Origin of the sequence: Micromonospora sp. RTGN7, assembly GCF_033804645.1 — a bacterium.
In the GTDB taxonomy this organism is placed as follows: Bacteria; Actinomycetota; Actinomycetes; order Mycobacteriales; family Micromonosporaceae; genus Micromonospora.
Window position 1 is genome coordinate 444,930 of record NZ_JAPZLF010000002.1, and the last position, 16,055, is coordinate 460,984.

The window sequence follows — 16,055 nt, forward strand, 5'->3', positions numbered from 1 at the left end:
GTCCTGGGGTGCGGCGAAAAAGGCGCATGATTCTCGCATTCGGCGTCCCGGCCGCGCAGCCCACTGGGTAGCCGGCCGGAGTCGCCGAGCGGGCACTGTACGCACGGTCCCGCGCCGGGACTCTATGGAAGGCCGCCGACCTGCGAGCTCGCGAACGCGAACAGGTAGAGGGTGCCCGCGACGAGGGTCGTCGCCACCGCCGCGACGACGACGAACGATACGATCGCCGAGACGACAGGGTGCCGCTCGCTGAACCGGCTCCGGTCCCGCCAACGCCACAGCGCCCGGCGGGCGGCTCGCAGGGCCGGCACGGACTCCACCAGGTCGGACAGGCGTCGGACGGGGGTCCGCCGCGTCGGCTGCGGGTTGCGCATCCACTCGGGCAGGTCGACCCGGGGGCGTTGCTCGTGGGACGGCGGGATGCTCAGGGGTGCCTCCGGGGCGGCGTCGAGGTGGGGTTCGTCGATAGTGCCGTGCGGTGAAGATCGGCGCGACCCCGTCTGGCAGGCTTGGCGGTCGTGAACGCAGACGGTCTGATCGTGGTCGACAAGCCCGGCGGCATGACGTCGCACGACGTGGTGGCGCGGATCCGCCGATTGGCGAAGACCCGCCGGGTCGGGCACGGCGGCACCCTCGACCCGATGGCCACCGGCGTGCTGGTGATCGGGGTGGGGCGGGCCACCCGGCTGCTGACCTACGTCATCGGCGCCGGCAAGAGCTACGCGGCCACCGTTCGGCTCGGCCAGGCCACCGTCACCGACGACGCCGAGGGCAACGTGATCGCCACCACTTCGGCCGGAGCGGTCACCGACGAGGCGGTCCGGTCGGCATTCGCTGTCCTGACCGGCGAGATCGACCAGGTGCCGAGCGCGGTGAGCGCCATCAAGATCGACGGTCAGCGGGCGTACAAGCGGGTGCGCGAGGGGGAGAGTGTCGAACTGCCCGCCCGCCGGGTCACCGTCAGCCGCCTCGACGTGCTGGCGATCCGCCGGGACACCCCCGACGTGGTGGACGTGGACATCGACGTGACCTGCTCGTCCGGGACGTACATCCGGGCGCTGGCCCGGGACGCGGGCGTCGCGTTGGGCGTTGGCGGCCACCTGACCGCCCTGCGCCGCACCGCGGTCGGCGGCTTCGCCCTGGCTGAGGCGGCGACCCTCGAGGAGTTGGAGCAGCGCGCGCCCGAGGTGGTGAACCTGCCGCTCGAGGCGGCCGCCGACCGGTTCTTCCCGCGCCGGGAGGCCGGTGCCGACGAGGCGAAGGTGCTCTCCCACGGCGGCCCGCTCGACCCGGCCGGCATCGCCGGGCCGTACGCCGTCTTCGGCCCCGACGGCGGCCTGATCGCTATCGTCAGCGAGCGGGACGGCCGGGCCCGCGCGGAGATCGTGCTCGCCCCGGCCTGACGGCGGGGGCCGGAGAGTGGCCTGCCGCTCGTCGGCGGGGAGACGGCCCGGCGGTCGGCGCGGCCGTCGGAAGGCAGGGAAGGAGCGTCATGCAGCGGTGGCGGGGGTACGACGCGACGCCCGGCGGCTGGGGCCGTTCGGTCGTCACCATCGGCGTCTTCGACGGCGTGCACAAGGGGCACCAGGCGACCATCGGGTACGCCGTGACTAGGGCGCGGGAACTGGGCGTGCAGTCCGTGGTGGTGACCTTCGACCCGCACCCGGCCGAGGTGGTCCGCCCCGGGTCCCACCCGGCGGTGCTCACCGAACCGGCCCGCAAGGCCGAGCTGATCGAGGCGCTCGGCGTCGACGTGCTCTGCGTGGTGCCGTTCACCCAGGAGTTCTCCCGGTTGCCGGCCGAGGCATTCGTGCACGACATCCTGGTCGAGCACCTGCACGCGGCCCTGGTCGTGGTGGGGGAGAACTTCCGGTTCGGGCACCGGGCCGCCGGCGACGTGGCGCTGTTGGAGCGGCTCGGCCGAACCTTCGGCTTCGCGGTGGAGGGCGCGCCGCTGGTCGCCGAGGAGAGCACGGTCTTCTCCTCCACGTACATCCGCGCCTGTGTCGACGCCGGGGACGTCACCGCGGCGGCCGCCGCGCTGGGCCGCCCGCACCGGGTCGAGGGGGTGGTGGTCCGGGGCGACCAGCGCGGCCGGGAGCTGGGCTTTCCCACCGCGAACCTGCTCTGCCACCGGCATGCGGCGGTGCCCGCCGACGGCATCTACGCCGGCTGGCTGGTCCGCCGGGGCGACGGGGAGCGGGTGGCCGCGGCGGTGTCGGTCGGCACCAACCCCACGTTCTCCGGGCGGGAGCGGCGGGTCGAGGCGTACGCGCTGGACTTTGCCGGGGACCTGTACGGCGAGCGGTTGGCCCTGGACTTCGTCACCCGCCTGCGCGGCCAGGTGCGGTACGACTCGGTCGAGCCGCTGATCGCCCAGATGAACGAGGACGTCGAGCGCACCCGCCGCGCCCTCGGCTGAGTCCCGCCCGGAGGCGCCCGCCGCGATCCTCGGCCGGGTACGCCGGCCGTACCCGCCCGCCGCGATCCCAGGCCGGGCCGGGTGCCGCCGAGCGGGCTTACCGCCCTTGCCGGGCGGTTCCGGCGGAGGCTGGTAGTCTGGCGGGGACGTCGGCTGACCGACGTGGGGCCTCGCGTGCCTGCACGACGCCGCGGGTGCGAGGAACCGGTCCGTTACCGGTCACCTGACCGATCCGACGGACATCACTGAACAACCCACGAAGCAGGGAGAACATGGCGCTCGACCAGGAAGCCAAGGCCAAGATCCGCACGGAGTACGCGACCGCCGAGGGTGACACCGGTTCGCCGGAGGTGCAGGTCGCGGTCCTCACCAAGCGGATCGCCGAGCTCACCGAGCACCTGAAGGTGCACAAGCACGACCACCACAGCCGTCGTGGGCTGCTGCTGCTGGTCGGCCGTCGCCGTCGGCTGCTCAACTACGTCCACAAGAAGGACATCGCCCGCTACCGGTCGCTCATCGAGCGGCTCGGCCTGCGTCGTTGACGTGACGGGGGAGTGACCCACCGGGTCGCTCCCCCGATCGGCGTCCACCACCTGAAAACAGGGGCCGCGCGACCACCCGACAGGGAGCCGGTCAGCGTACCGGTCTCCGGTAGTGGCCCCCGGGAACCCCGGCAGCTCGCCGGCACCCCCGGGCGCTTCGATCGAAGACCGGCCGTCTGAGCAGCTCCCCGCGTCGTGGGCCCCCCGATGCGAAGGAGCACCACCGAACCATGACCGAGCACAACCTCGGCACTGAGTCCCGCACCGCCGTGATCGACAACGGGTCCTTCGGCACCCGTGAGATCACCTTCTCCACCGGCCGGCTGGCCCGTCAGGCCGCCGGTTCCGTCGTCGCCACGCTCGGCGAGACGGTCGTTCTCTCCGCCACCACCGCCGGCAAGCACCCGAAGGAGCAGTTCGACTTCTTCCCGCTGACCGTCGACGTCGAGGAGCGGATGTACGCCGCCGGCCGGATCCCCGGCTCGTTCTTCCGCCGCGAGGGCCGCCCCAGCGAGGACGCGATCCTCACCTGCCGGCTGATCGACCGGCCGCTGCGGCCGTCGTTCGTCAAGGGCCTGCGCAACGAGGTCCAGGTCGTCGAGACCATCCTCGCGCTCGACCCGCAGCACCCGTACGACGTGGTGGCGATCAACGCCGCGTCGATGTCGACCAAGCTCTCCGGCCTGCCGTTCTCCGGCCCGATCGGGGCGACCCGGGTCGCGCACATCGACGGCCAGTGGGTCGCCTTCCCGACGCTGGAGGAGCTGGCTCGGGCCACCTTCGACATGGTCGTGGCCGGCCGCACCCTCGCCGACGGCGACGTCGCGATCATGATGGTCGAGGCCGAGGCGACGCCGAACGCCGTCGCCCTGATCGCGGGCGGCGCCATGGCGCCGACCGAGGAGGTCGTGGCCAGCGGTCTGGAGGCCGCGAAGCCGGCCATCCGCGAGCTGTGCCGCGCGCAGAGCGAGCTGGCCGAGGTCGCCGCCAAGCCGGTCACCGAGTTCCCGGTGTTCCTGGACTACCAGGACGACGTGTACGACGCGGTCGCCGAGCTGGCCCGCACCGAGGTGGCCGAGGCGATCACCATCGCCGGCAAGGCCGACCGCGAAGAGGCTCTGGACCGGGTCAAGGCCCGGGTCGTCGAGGAGCTGGGCGGTCGGTTCGAGGGCCGGGAGAAGGAGCTCAGCGCCGCCTTCCGGTCGCTGACCAAGTCCGAGGTGCGCAACCGGGTGCTGCGTGAGCAGGTCCGCATGGACGGCCGCGGCCCGCGGGACATCCGGTCGCTGACCGCCGAGGTCGGCGTGCTGCCCCGGGTGCACGGCTCGGCGCTGTTCGAGCGGGGCGAGACCCAGATCCTGGGCGTCACCACGCTGAACATGCTGCGCATGGAGCAGATGGTGGACACCCTGTCCCCCGAGAACCGCAAGCGCTACATGCACAACTACAACTTCCCGCCGTACTCGACCGGTGAGACCGGCCGGGTCGGCTCGCCGAAGCGGCGCGAGATCGGCCACGGCGCGCTCGCCGAGCGGGCGCTGATCCCGGTGCTGCCGTCGCGCGAGGAGTTCCCGTACGCCATCCGGCAGGTCTCCGAGGCGCTCAGCTCCAACGGCTCCACCTCGATGGGTTCGGTCTGCGCCTCGACGCTGGGCCTGCTCTCCGCGGGTGTCCCGCTGAAGGCGCCGGTCGCCGGCATCGCGATGGGGCTCATCTCCGACGAGGTGGACGGCAAGACCCAGTACGTGACGCTGACCGACATCCTCGGTGCCGAGGACGCGTTCGGTGACATGGACTTCAAGGTCGCCGGTACCCCGGACTTCGTCACCGCGCTCCAGCTCGACACCAAGCTCAACGGCATCCCGTCGGACGTGCTGGCCGCCGCGCTGCAGCAGGCGAACGAGGCCCGGCAGGTCATCCTCGGTGTGATGCGGGCGGCGATCGAGGCTCCGGCCGAGATGTCGGAGTACGCACCGCGGGTCACCACCGTCAAGATCCCGGTGGACAAGATCGGCATGGTGATCGGCCCGAAGGGCCAGACCATCAACGCCATCCAGGACGAGACCGGCGCCGAGATCTCCATCGAGGACGACGGCACCATCTACGTCGGCGCGACCAACGGCCCGTCGGCGCAGGCCGCGGTGGACCGGATCAACGGCATCGCCAACCCCACCCTGCCGAAGGCGGGGGAGCGGTTCCTCGGCACGGTGGTCAAGACCGCCGCGTTCGGTGCGTTCGTCTCGCTGCTGCCGGGCCGTGACGGCCTGCTGCACATCTCCAAGGTGGGCGACGGCAAGCGGGTCGAGCGGGTCGAGGACTTCCTCAACGTCGGTGACCGGGTCGAGGTCGAGATCGCGGACATCGACGCCCGCGGCAAGATCTACCTGGACAAGGTCCGTCCGGAGGGCACCGAGGCGCCGGCCGCCACCGGCGAGGTCGCCGGTGGCGAGCGTCCGGCCGGCCGGGGTGGCGACCGGGGCCCGCGTGACCGGGGTGACCGCGAGCGCGGCAGCGACCGGGGCGGTCGTGGCCCGGGCGGCGGCGAGCGCGGCCCGGCCGTCGGTGGCGAGGGCGGCTCGGCCGGTGGCGAGGGCGGTTCGGCCGGTGGCGAGGGTGGCGAGGGCGGCGAGCGTCCGCGCCGTCGGTCCCGGCACAGCTGACCTCCGTACCCCCAGCACCACCCACCCCTCGTCGAACTGAGAGCAGGTTTCCGTGAGTCGGGCCCAGCGCGCGTCTTTTCCTGCGGATCGACGAGGGGTGGCACCGTCCGGCGTCGTCCGGCACGCCACCGGGGCACCGCCCGGCCGGGCCGGCGGGTCGAGCCGGGCGGTCACCCGCACGCTGAGTGAAGACCCGCTGGGCGGCACGGTACGCCGTACTGTGCTGCCCAGCGGGTTGCGCGTGCTCACCGAGGCGATCCCCGCGATGCGCAGCGTCTCGTTCGGCATCTGGGTGGCGGTCGGTTCCCGGGACGAGACCGGCCCGCAGGCCGGTGCCGCGCACTTCCTGGAGCACCTGCTCTTCAAGGGCACCCACAAGCGCACCGCGATGGAGATCTCCGCCGAGATCGAGGCGGTGGGCGGCGAGACCAACGCCTTCACCACCAAGGAATACACCTGCTACTACGCCCGGGTGCTGGACGAGGACCTGCCCCTGGCGATCGACGTGATGTGCGACGCGGTCGCCGACTCGCTGCTGGAACCGGCCGACGTGGAGACCGAGCGGGGCGTCATCCTCGAAGAGATCGCCATGCACGACGACGAGCCCGGCGACGAGGTGCACGACATCTTCGCCCGCGCCGTCTACGGCGACCACCCCCTCGGCCGGCTGATCTCCGGCACCGAGGAGACGGTCACCCCGATGACCCGCCGACAGATCCAGGGCTTCTACCGCAGCCGCTACACGGCGCCCCAGATCGTCGTCGCCGCCGCCGGAAACCTCGACCACGCGGCCGTGGTCCGGTTGGTCCGCCAGGCGCTGGCCGGCACCCCCCTGGACACCGATCCGGCCACGCCGGCCCCGCACCGCCCGGCCACCCCGACGGTACCCGTCGAGCCGGCCGCCACCCTGGTCGAGCCGAAGGAGACCGAGCAGGCCCACGTCATCCTCGGTTGCCCCGGCATCGACCGCACCGACGAGCGGCGCTTCGCCCTCGGGGTGCTCAACAACGTCCTCGGCGGCGGGATGTCCAGCCGGCTGTTCCAGGAGATCCGTGAGCGGCGCGGCCTGGCCTACTCGGTCTACTCCTACGCCAGCCAGTACGCCGACAGTGGACTTTTCGCCGTCTACGCGGGCTGCGCGCCCGGCAAGGTGGACGAGGTGCTGAAGCTGACCCGCGCCGAGCTGGCCCGGGTGGCCGCCGACGGGCTGACCGAGGCCGAGGTGGCCCGGGGCAAGGGGATGAGCAAGGGTGCGTTCGTGCTCGGCCTGGAGGACACCGGCTCCCGGATGAGCCGGCTGGCGAAGGGGGAGCTGCTCTACGGCGACCTGATGCCCGTCGACGAGTTGCTGGCCCGGGTCGACGCGGTGACCCTGGACGACGTGAACACCCTCGCCGCCGAGCTGCTCGCCCGGCCGATGTCGCTGGCCGTCGTCGGCCCGTTCGGTGAGCGCGACTTCTCCGCCTGACCGCACCGGCCCTGACCCGACGTGCGGGATCTCGCGGCTCCGAACCGTGCCCGGGGCCGGACCCGACGTACGGGATCTCGTGATCTCCGGGGGTGGTGGACTCAGCGATGTGCCGCAACGGAAGTTGATCACCCTGCCGGCCGTGGGACGGTGGCCGTCCCGTCCGCTGGCCGTGTCCCGATTGGGATAGGTTGTGCCCCGTGACTGACGAGCAGGAGAAGAATCCCGAGGAGCTGATCCGGGTCGGCGTGCTGGGTGCCCGGGGCCGGATGGGCATCGAGGTGTGCAAGGCGGTCGACGCGGCCTCCGACCTGGAACTGGTGGCGATGGTCGACCAGGGCGACGGCCTCTTCGCCGTCTCCGACGCTGCCGCCGAGGTCGTCGTCGACTTCACCACCCCCGACGTCGTCATGGACAACCTCCACTGGTGCATCGACCAGGGCATCAGCGCCGTCGTCGGCACCACCGGCTTCACCCAGCAGCGGATCGAGCGGGTGCGCGGCTGGCTGGCCCGCAAGCCCGGCGTCGGCATCGTGATCGCCCCCAACTTCGGCATCGGCGCGGTGCTGATGATGCAGTTCGCGGAGCGGGCGGCCCGACACTTCGAGTCCGTCGAGATCATCGAGCAGCACCACCCGCGCAAGCTCGACGCCCCCAGCGGCACCGCCACCCACACTGCCCGCCGCATCGCACGGGCCCGCGCCGAGGCCGGCCTCGGCCCGGTCCCGGACGCCACCGCCGACGAGGTGGCGGGCGCGCGGGGGGCCGACATCGACGGGGTACGCGTGCACGCCGTTCGCGCCACCGGTCTGGTCGCCCACCAGGAGGTGCTCTTCGGCGCCCTGGGTGAGACGCTGACCATCCGGCACGACTCGTACGACCGGGCGTCGTTCATGCCCGGCGTGCTGCTGGCCGTCCGCGCGGTGCGCAACCGCCCCGGCCTCACCATCGGCCTCGACCCCCTGCTCGGCTGATCGGCGACCCGCCCGACGGCTGCCCGCCAGGGGGTGACGGGGTCAGGCGTCGGGGGGGATCGGGGTGTCGGGGGAGACTGCGACGTGCAGGCGGAGCTGGTTGACCAGCATGTCGTCGACGTCGAGGGCGCGGGCCGCGCCGTCGGGTTCCCAGCCGGCGGTGGTGAGGAACTTCCGGGTCGCCACGTCGGCGTCGAATGCCCACGCCACCGCCCGGGCGAACCCGTCAGAGCGCCACAGGTCCACGCTCGCGGCGAGCAGCCGGCTGCCGTGGCCGCGTCGACCCCAGCGCGGCTCGACCAGCAGGTCCGTCACCGCCACCACGTCGGGCCCGAGCGCCTCGGCCGGCTCGTTCGGGGCGAGGGACTCCGCGTCGGGTGGACCGGAGGCGACGAACCCCACCAGATACGATTGCTCCGCCTGCTCGACGGCGACCAGCACCCGGTGTGCGCCCGAGGGCGGCTCCTGCACGGCCGCGCTCCACCGCCCGGCGAGATACTCCTCGTCCAGGTTGTCGAGCACGTGCCGGGGCAAGATCCGGCGATAGGCGACCTGCCAGGTCGCGAGCTGGATTCGTGCGATCTCGCCGGCGTCTTCCAGACGCGCCGGGCGGACGTACCCGAGAGCCATGGGACGTGAGCCTACGCAGGGCGAGGGAGGCGATGGTGGCGCAGGGTGCCAAACGGACGACCGCGCAGGTCGCCGGGGTGGTCGGGCTCGCCGTCGCGGTGGCCCTGTTCCTGTCGGTGGCGGCTGTGCGGCACGGCTTCTTCGACCTGAAGGTCTACTACGGCGCGCTGAACTTCTGGGTACACGACGGCGGGGAAATCTACGACTTCCTCAAGCCCGGCACCCAGTACGGCTTCACCTACCCGCCGTTCGCCGCCCTGGCCATGCTGCCGATGGCCGTCCTGTCCTGGACAGCGGCCATCGTGGTGAGCGTCGCTGCCTCCGTGGTGGTCAGCGCGGTGCTGATCTGGTGGCTGGTCGACCCGATCGCCCGCCGCGCCGGCTGGACCCGCTGGTACGCCCTCGCCGTGGCGCTCCTGCTGGCTGCCGCGTTCGAGCCGATGCGCGAGACGATCAACTTCGGCCAGGTCAACATGCTGCTGCTCTTCCTGGTCGCGGTGGACCTGCTGCGGCTGCTGCCGGCCGGCAACCGCTGGGCCGGGGTGGGCATCGGTCTGGCCACCGCGATCAAGCTGACCCCTGGCGTCTTCATCGTCTATCTGCTGGTCACCGGGCGCTGGCGGGCCGCGCTGACCGCCGTCGCCACCGCCACCGCAGCCACCCTGGCCGCTGCCGCGCTCTTTCCCGACGCGTCCCGGGAGTTCTGGACCTCGGCGTTGTGGAACACCGGCCGGGTCGGCGAGCTGGCGTTCGTCTCCAACCAGTCGCTGCGCGGCGTGGTCGCCCGGCTGAACCCCGAGCACCCCAGCACCCTGGCCTGGCTGGTCCTGGTGCTCGCCACGCTCGCCGTCTGGGCCTGGCGGTCCCGGGCCGCCGTGGCGGCCGGCGACGAGGCCACCGGCCTGGCCCTGACCGGCGCGCTGATGTGCCTGGTCAGCCCCGTGACCTGGGTGCACCACCTGGTCTGGCTGCTGCCGGGGCTGATCCTGCTGGTCGACAATGCCATGGCGGCCCCCGCCCGCGGCCGGCGGCGCCGCGTCCTGCTGGTCGCCGCCGCGATCGGGTACGGCTTCCTGATCAGCCGGATCGTCTGGGCGTGGGAGAAGGACTTCACCGGCGTGGACGGCTTCCTCGGCAGCAACACCTACGTCTGGATCAGCCTGGCCCTGCTGCTGTTCCTGCCGGTCCGCCGGTTTGCCGGGTCGGTCGGGGCCGGGTCGGGCGGTGGGCCGGACCCGGCCGGGTCAGCCATCGAGGTGTCCGGTGTAGCGCAGCTCGACGAGGCCGAGCGGGGGCGCTCCTCCGGCCAGCGGCACGCGGTAGGTCGTCCGCTCGCCGTCGGGTGACAGCCCGGCCCGCTCGTAGAAGCGGCGGGCCCGCCGGTTGTCCCGCAGCACCCAGAGCCGGTACGCCGTCCAGCCCCGCCCGGCCATCTGCTCCTTCGCCGCCGTCAGGAGTCGCCCGCTCGTCCCGTCCCCCCAGTACGCCTTCTCGACGTACATGGTCAGCACCTCGCCGAGGGTGTGGTCCAGGTCGGCCCGGTCCTGGTTGTTGCGGTACGGCCCGAACGTGGTGAAGCCGACCACCGCCCCGTCCCGCTCGGCGAGCAGCGTGGCGAAGGGGTGCTCCGGATCGGCCGTGCCCGTGTCCCGGCGACGCTGCGCCCAGGCCGCCACGTTGAGCCGGCGTAGCACCTCGTCGGGCATGAACCCGGCGTACCCGTCCTGCCAGCCGTGCACGTGTACCCGGGCGACCGCCTCGGCGTCGTCGGGCCCCTCCGGGCGGATGATCGGCATGTGTCCGTTCTATGCCTCGACGGGTGCGGCGTCCAGCCAGCCGCACCGGTGTCGTACCCCTGGATTAGGGTGCCTGACGATGGCCGCACCGGAATCGCTCTCACTCGCCCAGGCCCGCCGGGTGGCTCTGGCCGCCCAGGGCTTCGCCGACCCGTCGCCCACCGGCCCGCCCACCCGCCGGCATCTGCGCCGGGTGCTCGACCGGGTCGGGCTGATCCAGATGGACTCGGTCAACGTCCTGCAACGCGCGCACTACCTGCCGCTCTACAGCCGGCTCGGGTCGTACCCGACGGCGTTGCTCGACGCGGCGGCCTACCGCCGCCCCCGCGAGCTCTTCGAATACTGGGGGCACGAGGCGTCGCTGGTCCCGGTCGGGCTGCATCCGGCGCTGCGCTGGCGGATGGCCCGGGCGCGCGACGACGCCTGGGGCGGGATGCGCCACATCGCCACCGAGCAGCCGGGCCTGGTCGCCTGGGTGCGCGACGAGGTCGCCGCCCGGGGGCCGCTGACCGCCGCCGAGATCGAGCACGACGCGCCCCGGGAGACCGGCAACTGGGGGTGGAACTGGTCGGCCGTGAAGAAGGCCCTGGAGTTCCTCTTCTGGGCCGGCGAGGTGACCGCCGCCGACCGCACCAACTCCTTCGCCCGCCGCTACGACCTGCCCGAGCGGGTCCTGCCGACGGCCGTGCTGGCCGCGCCCACCCCGACCGATGCCGAGGCGTACCGGGCGCTGGTCGCGATCGCCGCCCGGTCGCTCGGGGTGGCCGCCGAGCCGGAACTGCGGGATTACTTCCGACTCCCGGTGGCCGGCGCCCGGCGGGCCATCGCCGAGCTGGCTGAGGCGGGCGAGCTGACCCCGGTGACCGTGCGGGGGTGGCGGCACCCGGCCTGGCTGCACGCCGCTGCCCGGCTGCCCCGCTGGGTGCGCGCCGACACGCTGGTCAGCCCGTTCGACCCGCTGGTCTGGGAGCGTGGCCGCGCCGAGCGGCTCTTCGGCCTCAGCTACCGCATCGAGATCTACGTGCCGGCCCCGCAGCGGGTGTACGGCTACTACGTGCTGCCGTTCCTCCAGGGGGAGCGGTTCACCGCTCGGGTGGATCTGAAGGCCGACCGGAAGGCGGGTGTGCTGCTGGTCCCGGCTGCCTGGGTCGAGCCGGGCGCCGACCCGGGGGAGACGGCGGTCGCCCTGGCCGCCGAGCTGTACCGGCTGGCCGGCTGGCTCGGGCTGGACGCGGTCGCCCCGCCCGCTGTCGGCGACCTCGCCGTCCCGCTGGCTGCGGCGTTGACGAGCCTGTCAGGTGTACCGTGAGCGGCGTGACGAGCGTTGACGGCCCGCCCGGTACGCACCCGCATCCCTACCCGCATCCCGACCCGCAGCAGCCGCCGGGGGCACCGGGGGAATGGCCGTCGGGGGCGTCGGGGGAGTGGCAGCCGGGGGCCTACCCGATGCCGGAGCCGGACCGGCTCACCCGCTTTGTCATGCGAGTCTACGACCGCTCGCCGCGCTGGGCGGTGCCCCTCGCCGCCCTTGGCTGCGTCGGCGTCGGCGTCGCCTACGCGCTGATCAGCGACCCGACCCGGGCCGAGCCCGACGCCGCGCCGAGCTGTCTGCTGAAGCTCACCACCGGGCTGGACTGCCCGGGTTGCGGCGGCACCCGCGCGCTCTGGTACGTGCTGCACGGTGACCTGCCGGCCGCCGCCCGGCACCACTTCCTCTTCGTCTTCCTGCTGCCCTTCCTGACGTACCTCTTCGTGGCCTGGGCCGGGAAGCAGGCGTTCGGCTGGCGGCTGCCGGAGCCTCGGGTCAGCTCGACGGTGATCGGCGGGTTTTTGGCCCTCTGGGGGGTCTTCTCGGTAGTCCGCAACCTGCCCTGGGCCCCCTTCACCTTCCTCTACGTCTGAGGCCACCTCCCGCCGCGATCCGTGGAACGCGGCCGAGGCGGGAGTGGTGGCCGTGGCCCTAGGGAGCTGCCCCGTCGGTGCGCCCTGCGGCTCGCCGGCCTGCCCTCCGGTCAGCGGAGGGCGCGCGAGCCCGACTTGGGTCGCCGACGGCCGGGCCACTACAGTGCCAGGAATGCCGGAGATGGTGCAGCCCCAGGTCAAGCTGATCGCGTGGACCCAGTTCCAGGCCCCGGACGACGTGCCGTGGTCGACCGACGCCGACGGCGGCCAGGCGCTCGCCGAGTTCGCCGGGCGGGCCTGCTACCAGAGCTGGAAGAAGCCGAACCCGGCCACCGCCACCAACGCCGGCTACCTGGCGCACATCCTGGAGGTCGGGCACCTGTCGGTGCTGGAGCACGGCACGGTGAGCTTCTACTTCACCGGGGTGTCCCGCTCCCTCACCCACGAGCTCATCCGGCACCGGCACTTCTCGTACTCCCAGCTCTCCCAGCGGTACGTCCCGGAGCGCGACGCCGCCATGGTCGAGCCCCGGGTGATCGCCGAGGACCCGGAGCTGCACAAGAGGTTCGTCGAGGCCGCCGAGGCCGGCGTGCGGGCGTACACCGAGCTGCTGGAGGGGCTCGAGGAGCGGTTCGCCGACGAGCCGAACCCGACGCTGCGCCGCAAGCAGGCCCGGCAGGCGGCCCGCGCGGTGCTACCCAACGCCACCGAGACCCGGATCGTGGTCACCGGCAACTACCGGGCCTGGCGGCACTTCATCGCCATGCGGGCCACCGAGCACGCCGACGTGGAGATCCGGGAGCTGGCGGTGGAGTGCCTGCGCCAGTTGCAGGGGGTCGCCCCGAACGTCTTCGCCGATTTTGTCATCTCGGCCCTGCCTAGCGGCGCCGAGGTCGCGGCCAGTCCGCACGGCGAGTGAGTCCTGAGCCCTTCCCCGCCGGGCCTCCGGTGGTCGTCCGCTAGGTTATGAACATGACGCACGACCACCCTGTTGCCGCCGAGCGGGCGGTGTCCCGTCCCTTCGGCCGACTGCTTACGGCCATGGTGACCCCGTTCACCGCCGACGGTTCCCTCGATCTTGACGGCGCCGTCCGGCTCGCGAACCACCTCGTCGACGAGCAGGGCAACGACGCGCTCGTGCTCAACGGCACCACCGGCGAGTCGCCCACCACCACCGACACGGAGAAGGAACGCCTGATCCGGGTGGTGGTGGAGGCGGTCGGCGACCGGGCCAGGGTGGTCGCCGGGGTCGGCACCAACGACACCCGGCACACCATCGAGCTGGCCGAGGCGGCCGAGAAGGCCGGCGCGCACGGCCTGCTCGTGGTGACCCCGTACTACAACAAGCCGCCGCAGAGCGGGCTGCTCCGGCACTTCACCGCGGTCGCGGATGCCACCGGGCTGCCGATCATGCTCTACGACATTCCGCACCGCTCCGGTGTGCCGATCGCCACCGAGACCATGGTGAGGCTCGCCGAGCACAGCCGGATCGTCGCGGTCAAGGACGCCAAGGGCGACCTGCTCGCCACCTCGTGGGTGACCAGCCGCACCGATTTGGCCTACTACAGTGGCGAGGACGCACTCACCCTGCCCACGCTGGCGATCGGCTGCGTCGGCCTGGTGGGCACTTCGACCCACTTCACCGGCGCGCAGACCAAGCGGATGATCGAGGCGTACGACGCGGGCGACACTGCCACCGCGTTGGCGCTGCACCGGCGGCTGCTGCCCCTGTTCACCGGCATCTTCCGTACCCAGGGCACCATCCTGGTCAAGGCGGGCCTGGCGGCCAAGGGCCTGCCTGCCGGCCCGGTACGGCCACCGCTGGTGGATGCCACCGACGACGAGATCGCCCAGCTGCGCGCGGACTGCGCGGCGGCGGGTCTGGAGCTCCCCTGATGAACGAACGACACTACGGACGCCCGGTGACGGCGTCGCAGAACGAGGTGGACGCGTGACCGAGGCGCACAACGATGGGGTACTCCCCCCGCCGCTGCCAGAGGGCGGCCTGCGGATCATTCCGCTCGGCGGGCTCGGCGCCATCGGCCGGAACATGACCGTCTTCGAGTACGACGGCAAGCTGCTGATCGTCGACTGCGGGGTGCTCTTCCCCGACGTCGAGCAGCCGGGCGTGGACCTGATCCTCCCCGACTTCGGGCCGATCCTGGACCGGCTGGCCGACGTGCAGGCGATCGTGCTCACCCACGGCCACGAGGACCACATCGGCGCGGTGCCGTACCTGCTCGCCCACAAGCCGGACATTCCGCTCGTCGGCTCCCAGTTCACCCTGGCCCTGGTCGAGGCGAAGCTGGCCGAGCGGCGGATCCAGCCGTACACGCTGACCGTGCGGGAGGGCGGCCGGGAACGGCTCGGCCCGTTCGAGTGCGAGTTCTTCGCGGTCAACCACTCGATCCCCGACGCGCTGGCGGTGGCCATCCGCACCCCGGCCGGCCTGGTGCTGCACACCGGCGACTTCAAGATGGACCAGCTCCCGCTGGACGGCCGGATCACCGACCTGGCGGGCTTCGCCCGGCTCGGCGCCGAGGGCGTCGACCTGTTGCTGTCGGACTCCACCAACGCGGAGATCCCCGGCTTCGTCACCCCGGAGCGGGAGATCGGGCCGGTGCTCGACTCGATTTTCGCCAAGGCGAAGGGGCGGATCATCGTCGCGTCCTTCGCCTCGCACGTGCACCGGGTGCAGCAGGTCTTCGACTCCGCAGCCGAGCACGGGCGGAAGGTGGCGCTGATCGGCCGCTCGATGGTCCGCAACATGGGCATCGCCCGGGACCTCGGCCTGCTCAACATCCCGGCCGGCCTGGTGGTCAGCATCGAGGAGGCGACGGCGCTACCGCCCGAGCAGCTCCTGCTGATGTCCACCGGCTCGCAGGGCGAGCCGATGAGCGCGCTGGGCCGGATGGCCAGCGGCGACCACCGGCACATCACCATCGCCCCCGGCGACACCGTGGTGCTGGCCTCGTCGTTGGTGCCGGGCAACGAGACCTCGGTCTACCGGGTGATCAACCGGCTGGCCCGGGCCGGCGCGATGGTGGTGCACAAGGACGTGGCGAAGGTGCACGTCTCCGGCCACGCCCCCGCCGGTGAGCTGCTCTACCTGCTCAACGTGGTCCGCCCGAGCAACCTGATGCCGGTGCACGGCGAGTGGCGGCACCTGCGGGCGCACGCCCGGCTCGGCATCGAGTCCGGGGTCGCCCCGGACCGGGTGGTGCTCTGCGAGGACGGCGACGTGGTCGACCTCGTTGAGGGCCGCGCCAGCGTGGTCGGCCATGTGAAGAGCCGGTACGTCTACGTCGACGGCCTCGCCGTCGGTGACGTCAGCGAGTCCCTGCTCACCGAGCGGCGGATCCTCGGCGACGGCGGCTTCATCGCCACCACGGTGGTCGTCGACTCGGTGACCGGCAAGGTGGTCGCCGGGCCGACCCTGTCGGCGAAGGGCTTCTCCGAGGACCCGGAGGCGTTCAACCCGGTGATTCCGCTGGTCACCGAGGCGCTGAACCGGGCCGCCGCGGACGGCATCACCGACCCGCACCAGCTCCAGCAGATCGTCCGGCGCACCGTCGGGCGCTGGGTCAACGACAAGTACCGGCGCCGGCCGATGATCGTCCCGACGGTCGTCGAGGTCTGACGGCCTGAACCCCGCACCGCG

Annotated in this window: 15 protein-coding genes; 12 read left to right on the forward strand and 3 right to left on the reverse strand. The window is 72.6% G+C overall.

The window, feature by feature from the left end:
- Positions 1–122: 122 nt before the first annotated feature.
- Positions 123–311 carry a hypothetical protein gene (locus tag SNR22_RS05370; protein WP_320065311.1) on the reverse strand — a complete coding sequence of 63 codons (189 nt, stop codon included), beginning with the start codon at positions 309–311 and terminating at the stop codon, positions 123–125.
- Between the two features lie 207 nt (positions 312–518).
- Here SNR22_RS05370 and truB point away from each other — a divergent pair, with 207 nt between their 5' ends.
- From truB to dapB, 6 genes are all read left to right on the forward strand, one after another.
- Entirely contained in the window at positions 519–1,403 is an 885-nt protein-coding gene (gene truB, locus SNR22_RS05375) for a tRNA pseudouridine(55) synthase TruB (RefSeq protein WP_320065312.1), read from the forward strand.
- Positions 1,404–1,492: 89 nt separating this feature from the next.
- A complete protein-coding gene (locus SNR22_RS05380) occupies positions 1,493–2,422 on the forward strand; it encodes a bifunctional riboflavin kinase/FAD synthetase (RefSeq protein WP_320065313.1) in 930 nt (309 codons plus the stop codon).
- 272 nt (positions 2,423–2,694) lie between these two features.
- The gene (rpsO, locus tag SNR22_RS05385; protein ID WP_320065314.1) at positions 2,695–2,964 is read left to right on the forward strand and encodes a 30S ribosomal protein S15; all 270 of its coding nucleotides are present in this window, start codon (positions 2,695–2,697) and stop codon (positions 2,962–2,964) included.
- A gap of 230 nt (positions 2,965–3,194) precedes the next feature.
- Positions 3,195–5,624 carry a polyribonucleotide nucleotidyltransferase gene (locus SNR22_RS05390; RefSeq protein WP_320065315.1) on the forward strand — a complete coding sequence of 810 codons (2,430 nt, stop codon included), beginning with the start codon at positions 3,195–3,197 and terminating at the stop codon, positions 5,622–5,624.
- A gap of 97 nt (positions 5,625–5,721) precedes the next feature.
- Complete coding sequence (locus SNR22_RS05395) at positions 5,722–7,092, forward strand: M16 family metallopeptidase (RefSeq protein WP_413775593.1); 1,371 nt, start codon at positions 5,722–5,724, stop codon at positions 7,090–7,092.
- Positions 7,093–7,292: 200 nt separating this feature from the next.
- Positions 7,293–8,066 carry a 4-hydroxy-tetrahydrodipicolinate reductase gene (gene dapB / locus SNR22_RS05400; RefSeq protein WP_320065316.1) on the forward strand — a complete coding sequence of 258 codons (774 nt, stop codon included), beginning with the start codon at positions 7,293–7,295 and terminating at the stop codon, positions 8,064–8,066.
- A 42-nt stretch (positions 8,067–8,108) separates the two neighbouring features.
- Here the strand turns inward: dapB and SNR22_RS05405 are convergent, their stop codons facing one another.
- On the reverse strand, positions 8,109–8,696 hold the full coding sequence (locus SNR22_RS05405) for a GNAT family N-acetyltransferase (protein WP_320065317.1): 588 nt from the start codon (positions 8,694–8,696) through the stop codon (positions 8,109–8,111).
- Between the two features lie 35 nt (positions 8,697–8,731).
- Between SNR22_RS05405 and SNR22_RS05410 the strand changes: the two genes are divergently transcribed.
- Positions 8,732–10,042 carry a glycosyltransferase 87 family protein gene (locus SNR22_RS05410; protein WP_320065368.1) on the forward strand — a complete coding sequence of 437 codons (1,311 nt, stop codon included), beginning with the start codon at positions 8,732–8,734 and terminating at the stop codon, positions 10,040–10,042.
- Here SNR22_RS05410 and SNR22_RS05415 read toward each other — a convergent pair.
- The gene (locus SNR22_RS05415; protein ID WP_320065318.1) at positions 9,941–10,492 is read right to left on the reverse strand and encodes a GNAT family N-acetyltransferase; all 552 of its coding nucleotides are present in this window, start codon (positions 10,490–10,492) and stop codon (positions 9,941–9,943) included. The genes SNR22_RS05410 and SNR22_RS05415 overlap by 102 nt on opposite strands.
- Positions 10,493–10,571: 79 nt before the next feature.
- Between SNR22_RS05415 and SNR22_RS05420 the strand changes: the two genes are divergently transcribed.
- The 5 genes from SNR22_RS05420 (at position 10,572) to SNR22_RS05440 (ending at position 16,034) form a co-directional block, all read left to right on the forward strand.
- A complete protein-coding gene (locus SNR22_RS05420; RefSeq protein WP_320065319.1) occupies positions 10,572–11,801 on the forward strand; it encodes a winged helix-turn-helix domain-containing protein in 1,230 nt (409 codons plus the stop codon).
- Entirely contained in the window at positions 11,798–12,394 is a 597-nt protein-coding gene (locus SNR22_RS05425; RefSeq protein ID WP_320065320.1) for a DUF2752 domain-containing protein, read from the forward strand. The genes SNR22_RS05420 and SNR22_RS05425 overlap by 4 nt, the downstream gene beginning before the upstream one ends.
- A gap of 181 nt (positions 12,395–12,575) precedes the next feature.
- Positions 12,576–13,313, forward strand: coding sequence for an FAD-dependent thymidylate synthase (gene thyX, locus SNR22_RS05430; protein ID WP_320065369.1), 738 nt, complete (start codon positions 12,576–12,578; stop codon positions 13,311–13,313).
- A 53-nt stretch (positions 13,314–13,366) separates the two neighbouring features.
- Positions 13,367–14,290 carry a 4-hydroxy-tetrahydrodipicolinate synthase gene (gene dapA, locus SNR22_RS05435; RefSeq protein WP_320065321.1) on the forward strand — a complete coding sequence of 308 codons (924 nt, stop codon included), beginning with the start codon at positions 13,367–13,369 and terminating at the stop codon, positions 14,288–14,290.
- Positions 14,291–14,345: 55 nt separating this feature from the next.
- Entirely contained in the window at positions 14,346–16,034 is a 1,689-nt protein-coding gene (locus tag SNR22_RS05440; RefSeq protein WP_320065322.1) for a ribonuclease J, read from the forward strand.
- Positions 16,035–16,055: the final 21 nt, after the last annotated feature.

Bases quoted from the DNA above. Each gene is read 5' to 3' on its own strand.
- SNR22_RS05380 (WP_320065313.1), top strand. From the start codon at position 1,493: ATGCAGCGGTGGCGGGGGTACGACGCGACGCCCGGCGGCTGGGGCCGT.
- thyX (WP_320065369.1), top strand. From the start codon at position 12,576: ATGGTGCAGCCCCAGGTCAAGCTGATCGCGTGGACCCAGTTCCAGGCC.
- SNR22_RS05420 (WP_320065319.1), top strand. From the start codon at position 10,572: ATGGCCGCACCGGAATCGCTCTCACTCGCCCAGGCCCGCCGGGTGGCT.
- SNR22_RS05390 (WP_320065315.1), top strand. From the start codon at position 3,195: ATGACCGAGCACAACCTCGGCACTGAGTCCCGCACCGCCGTGATCGAC.
- SNR22_RS05415 (WP_320065318.1), bottom strand. From the start codon at position 10,492: ATGCCGATCATCCGCCCGGAGGGGCCCGACGACGCCGAGGCGGTCGCC.
- rpsO (WP_320065314.1), top strand. From the start codon at position 2,695: ATGGCGCTCGACCAGGAAGCCAAGGCCAAGATCCGCACGGAGTACGCG.
- dapA (WP_320065321.1), top strand. From the start codon at position 13,367: ATGACGCACGACCACCCTGTTGCCGCCGAGCGGGCGGTGTCCCGTCCC.
- SNR22_RS05405 (WP_320065317.1), bottom strand. From the start codon at position 8,696: ATGGCTCTCGGGTACGTCCGCCCGGCGCGTCTGGAAGACGCCGGCGAG.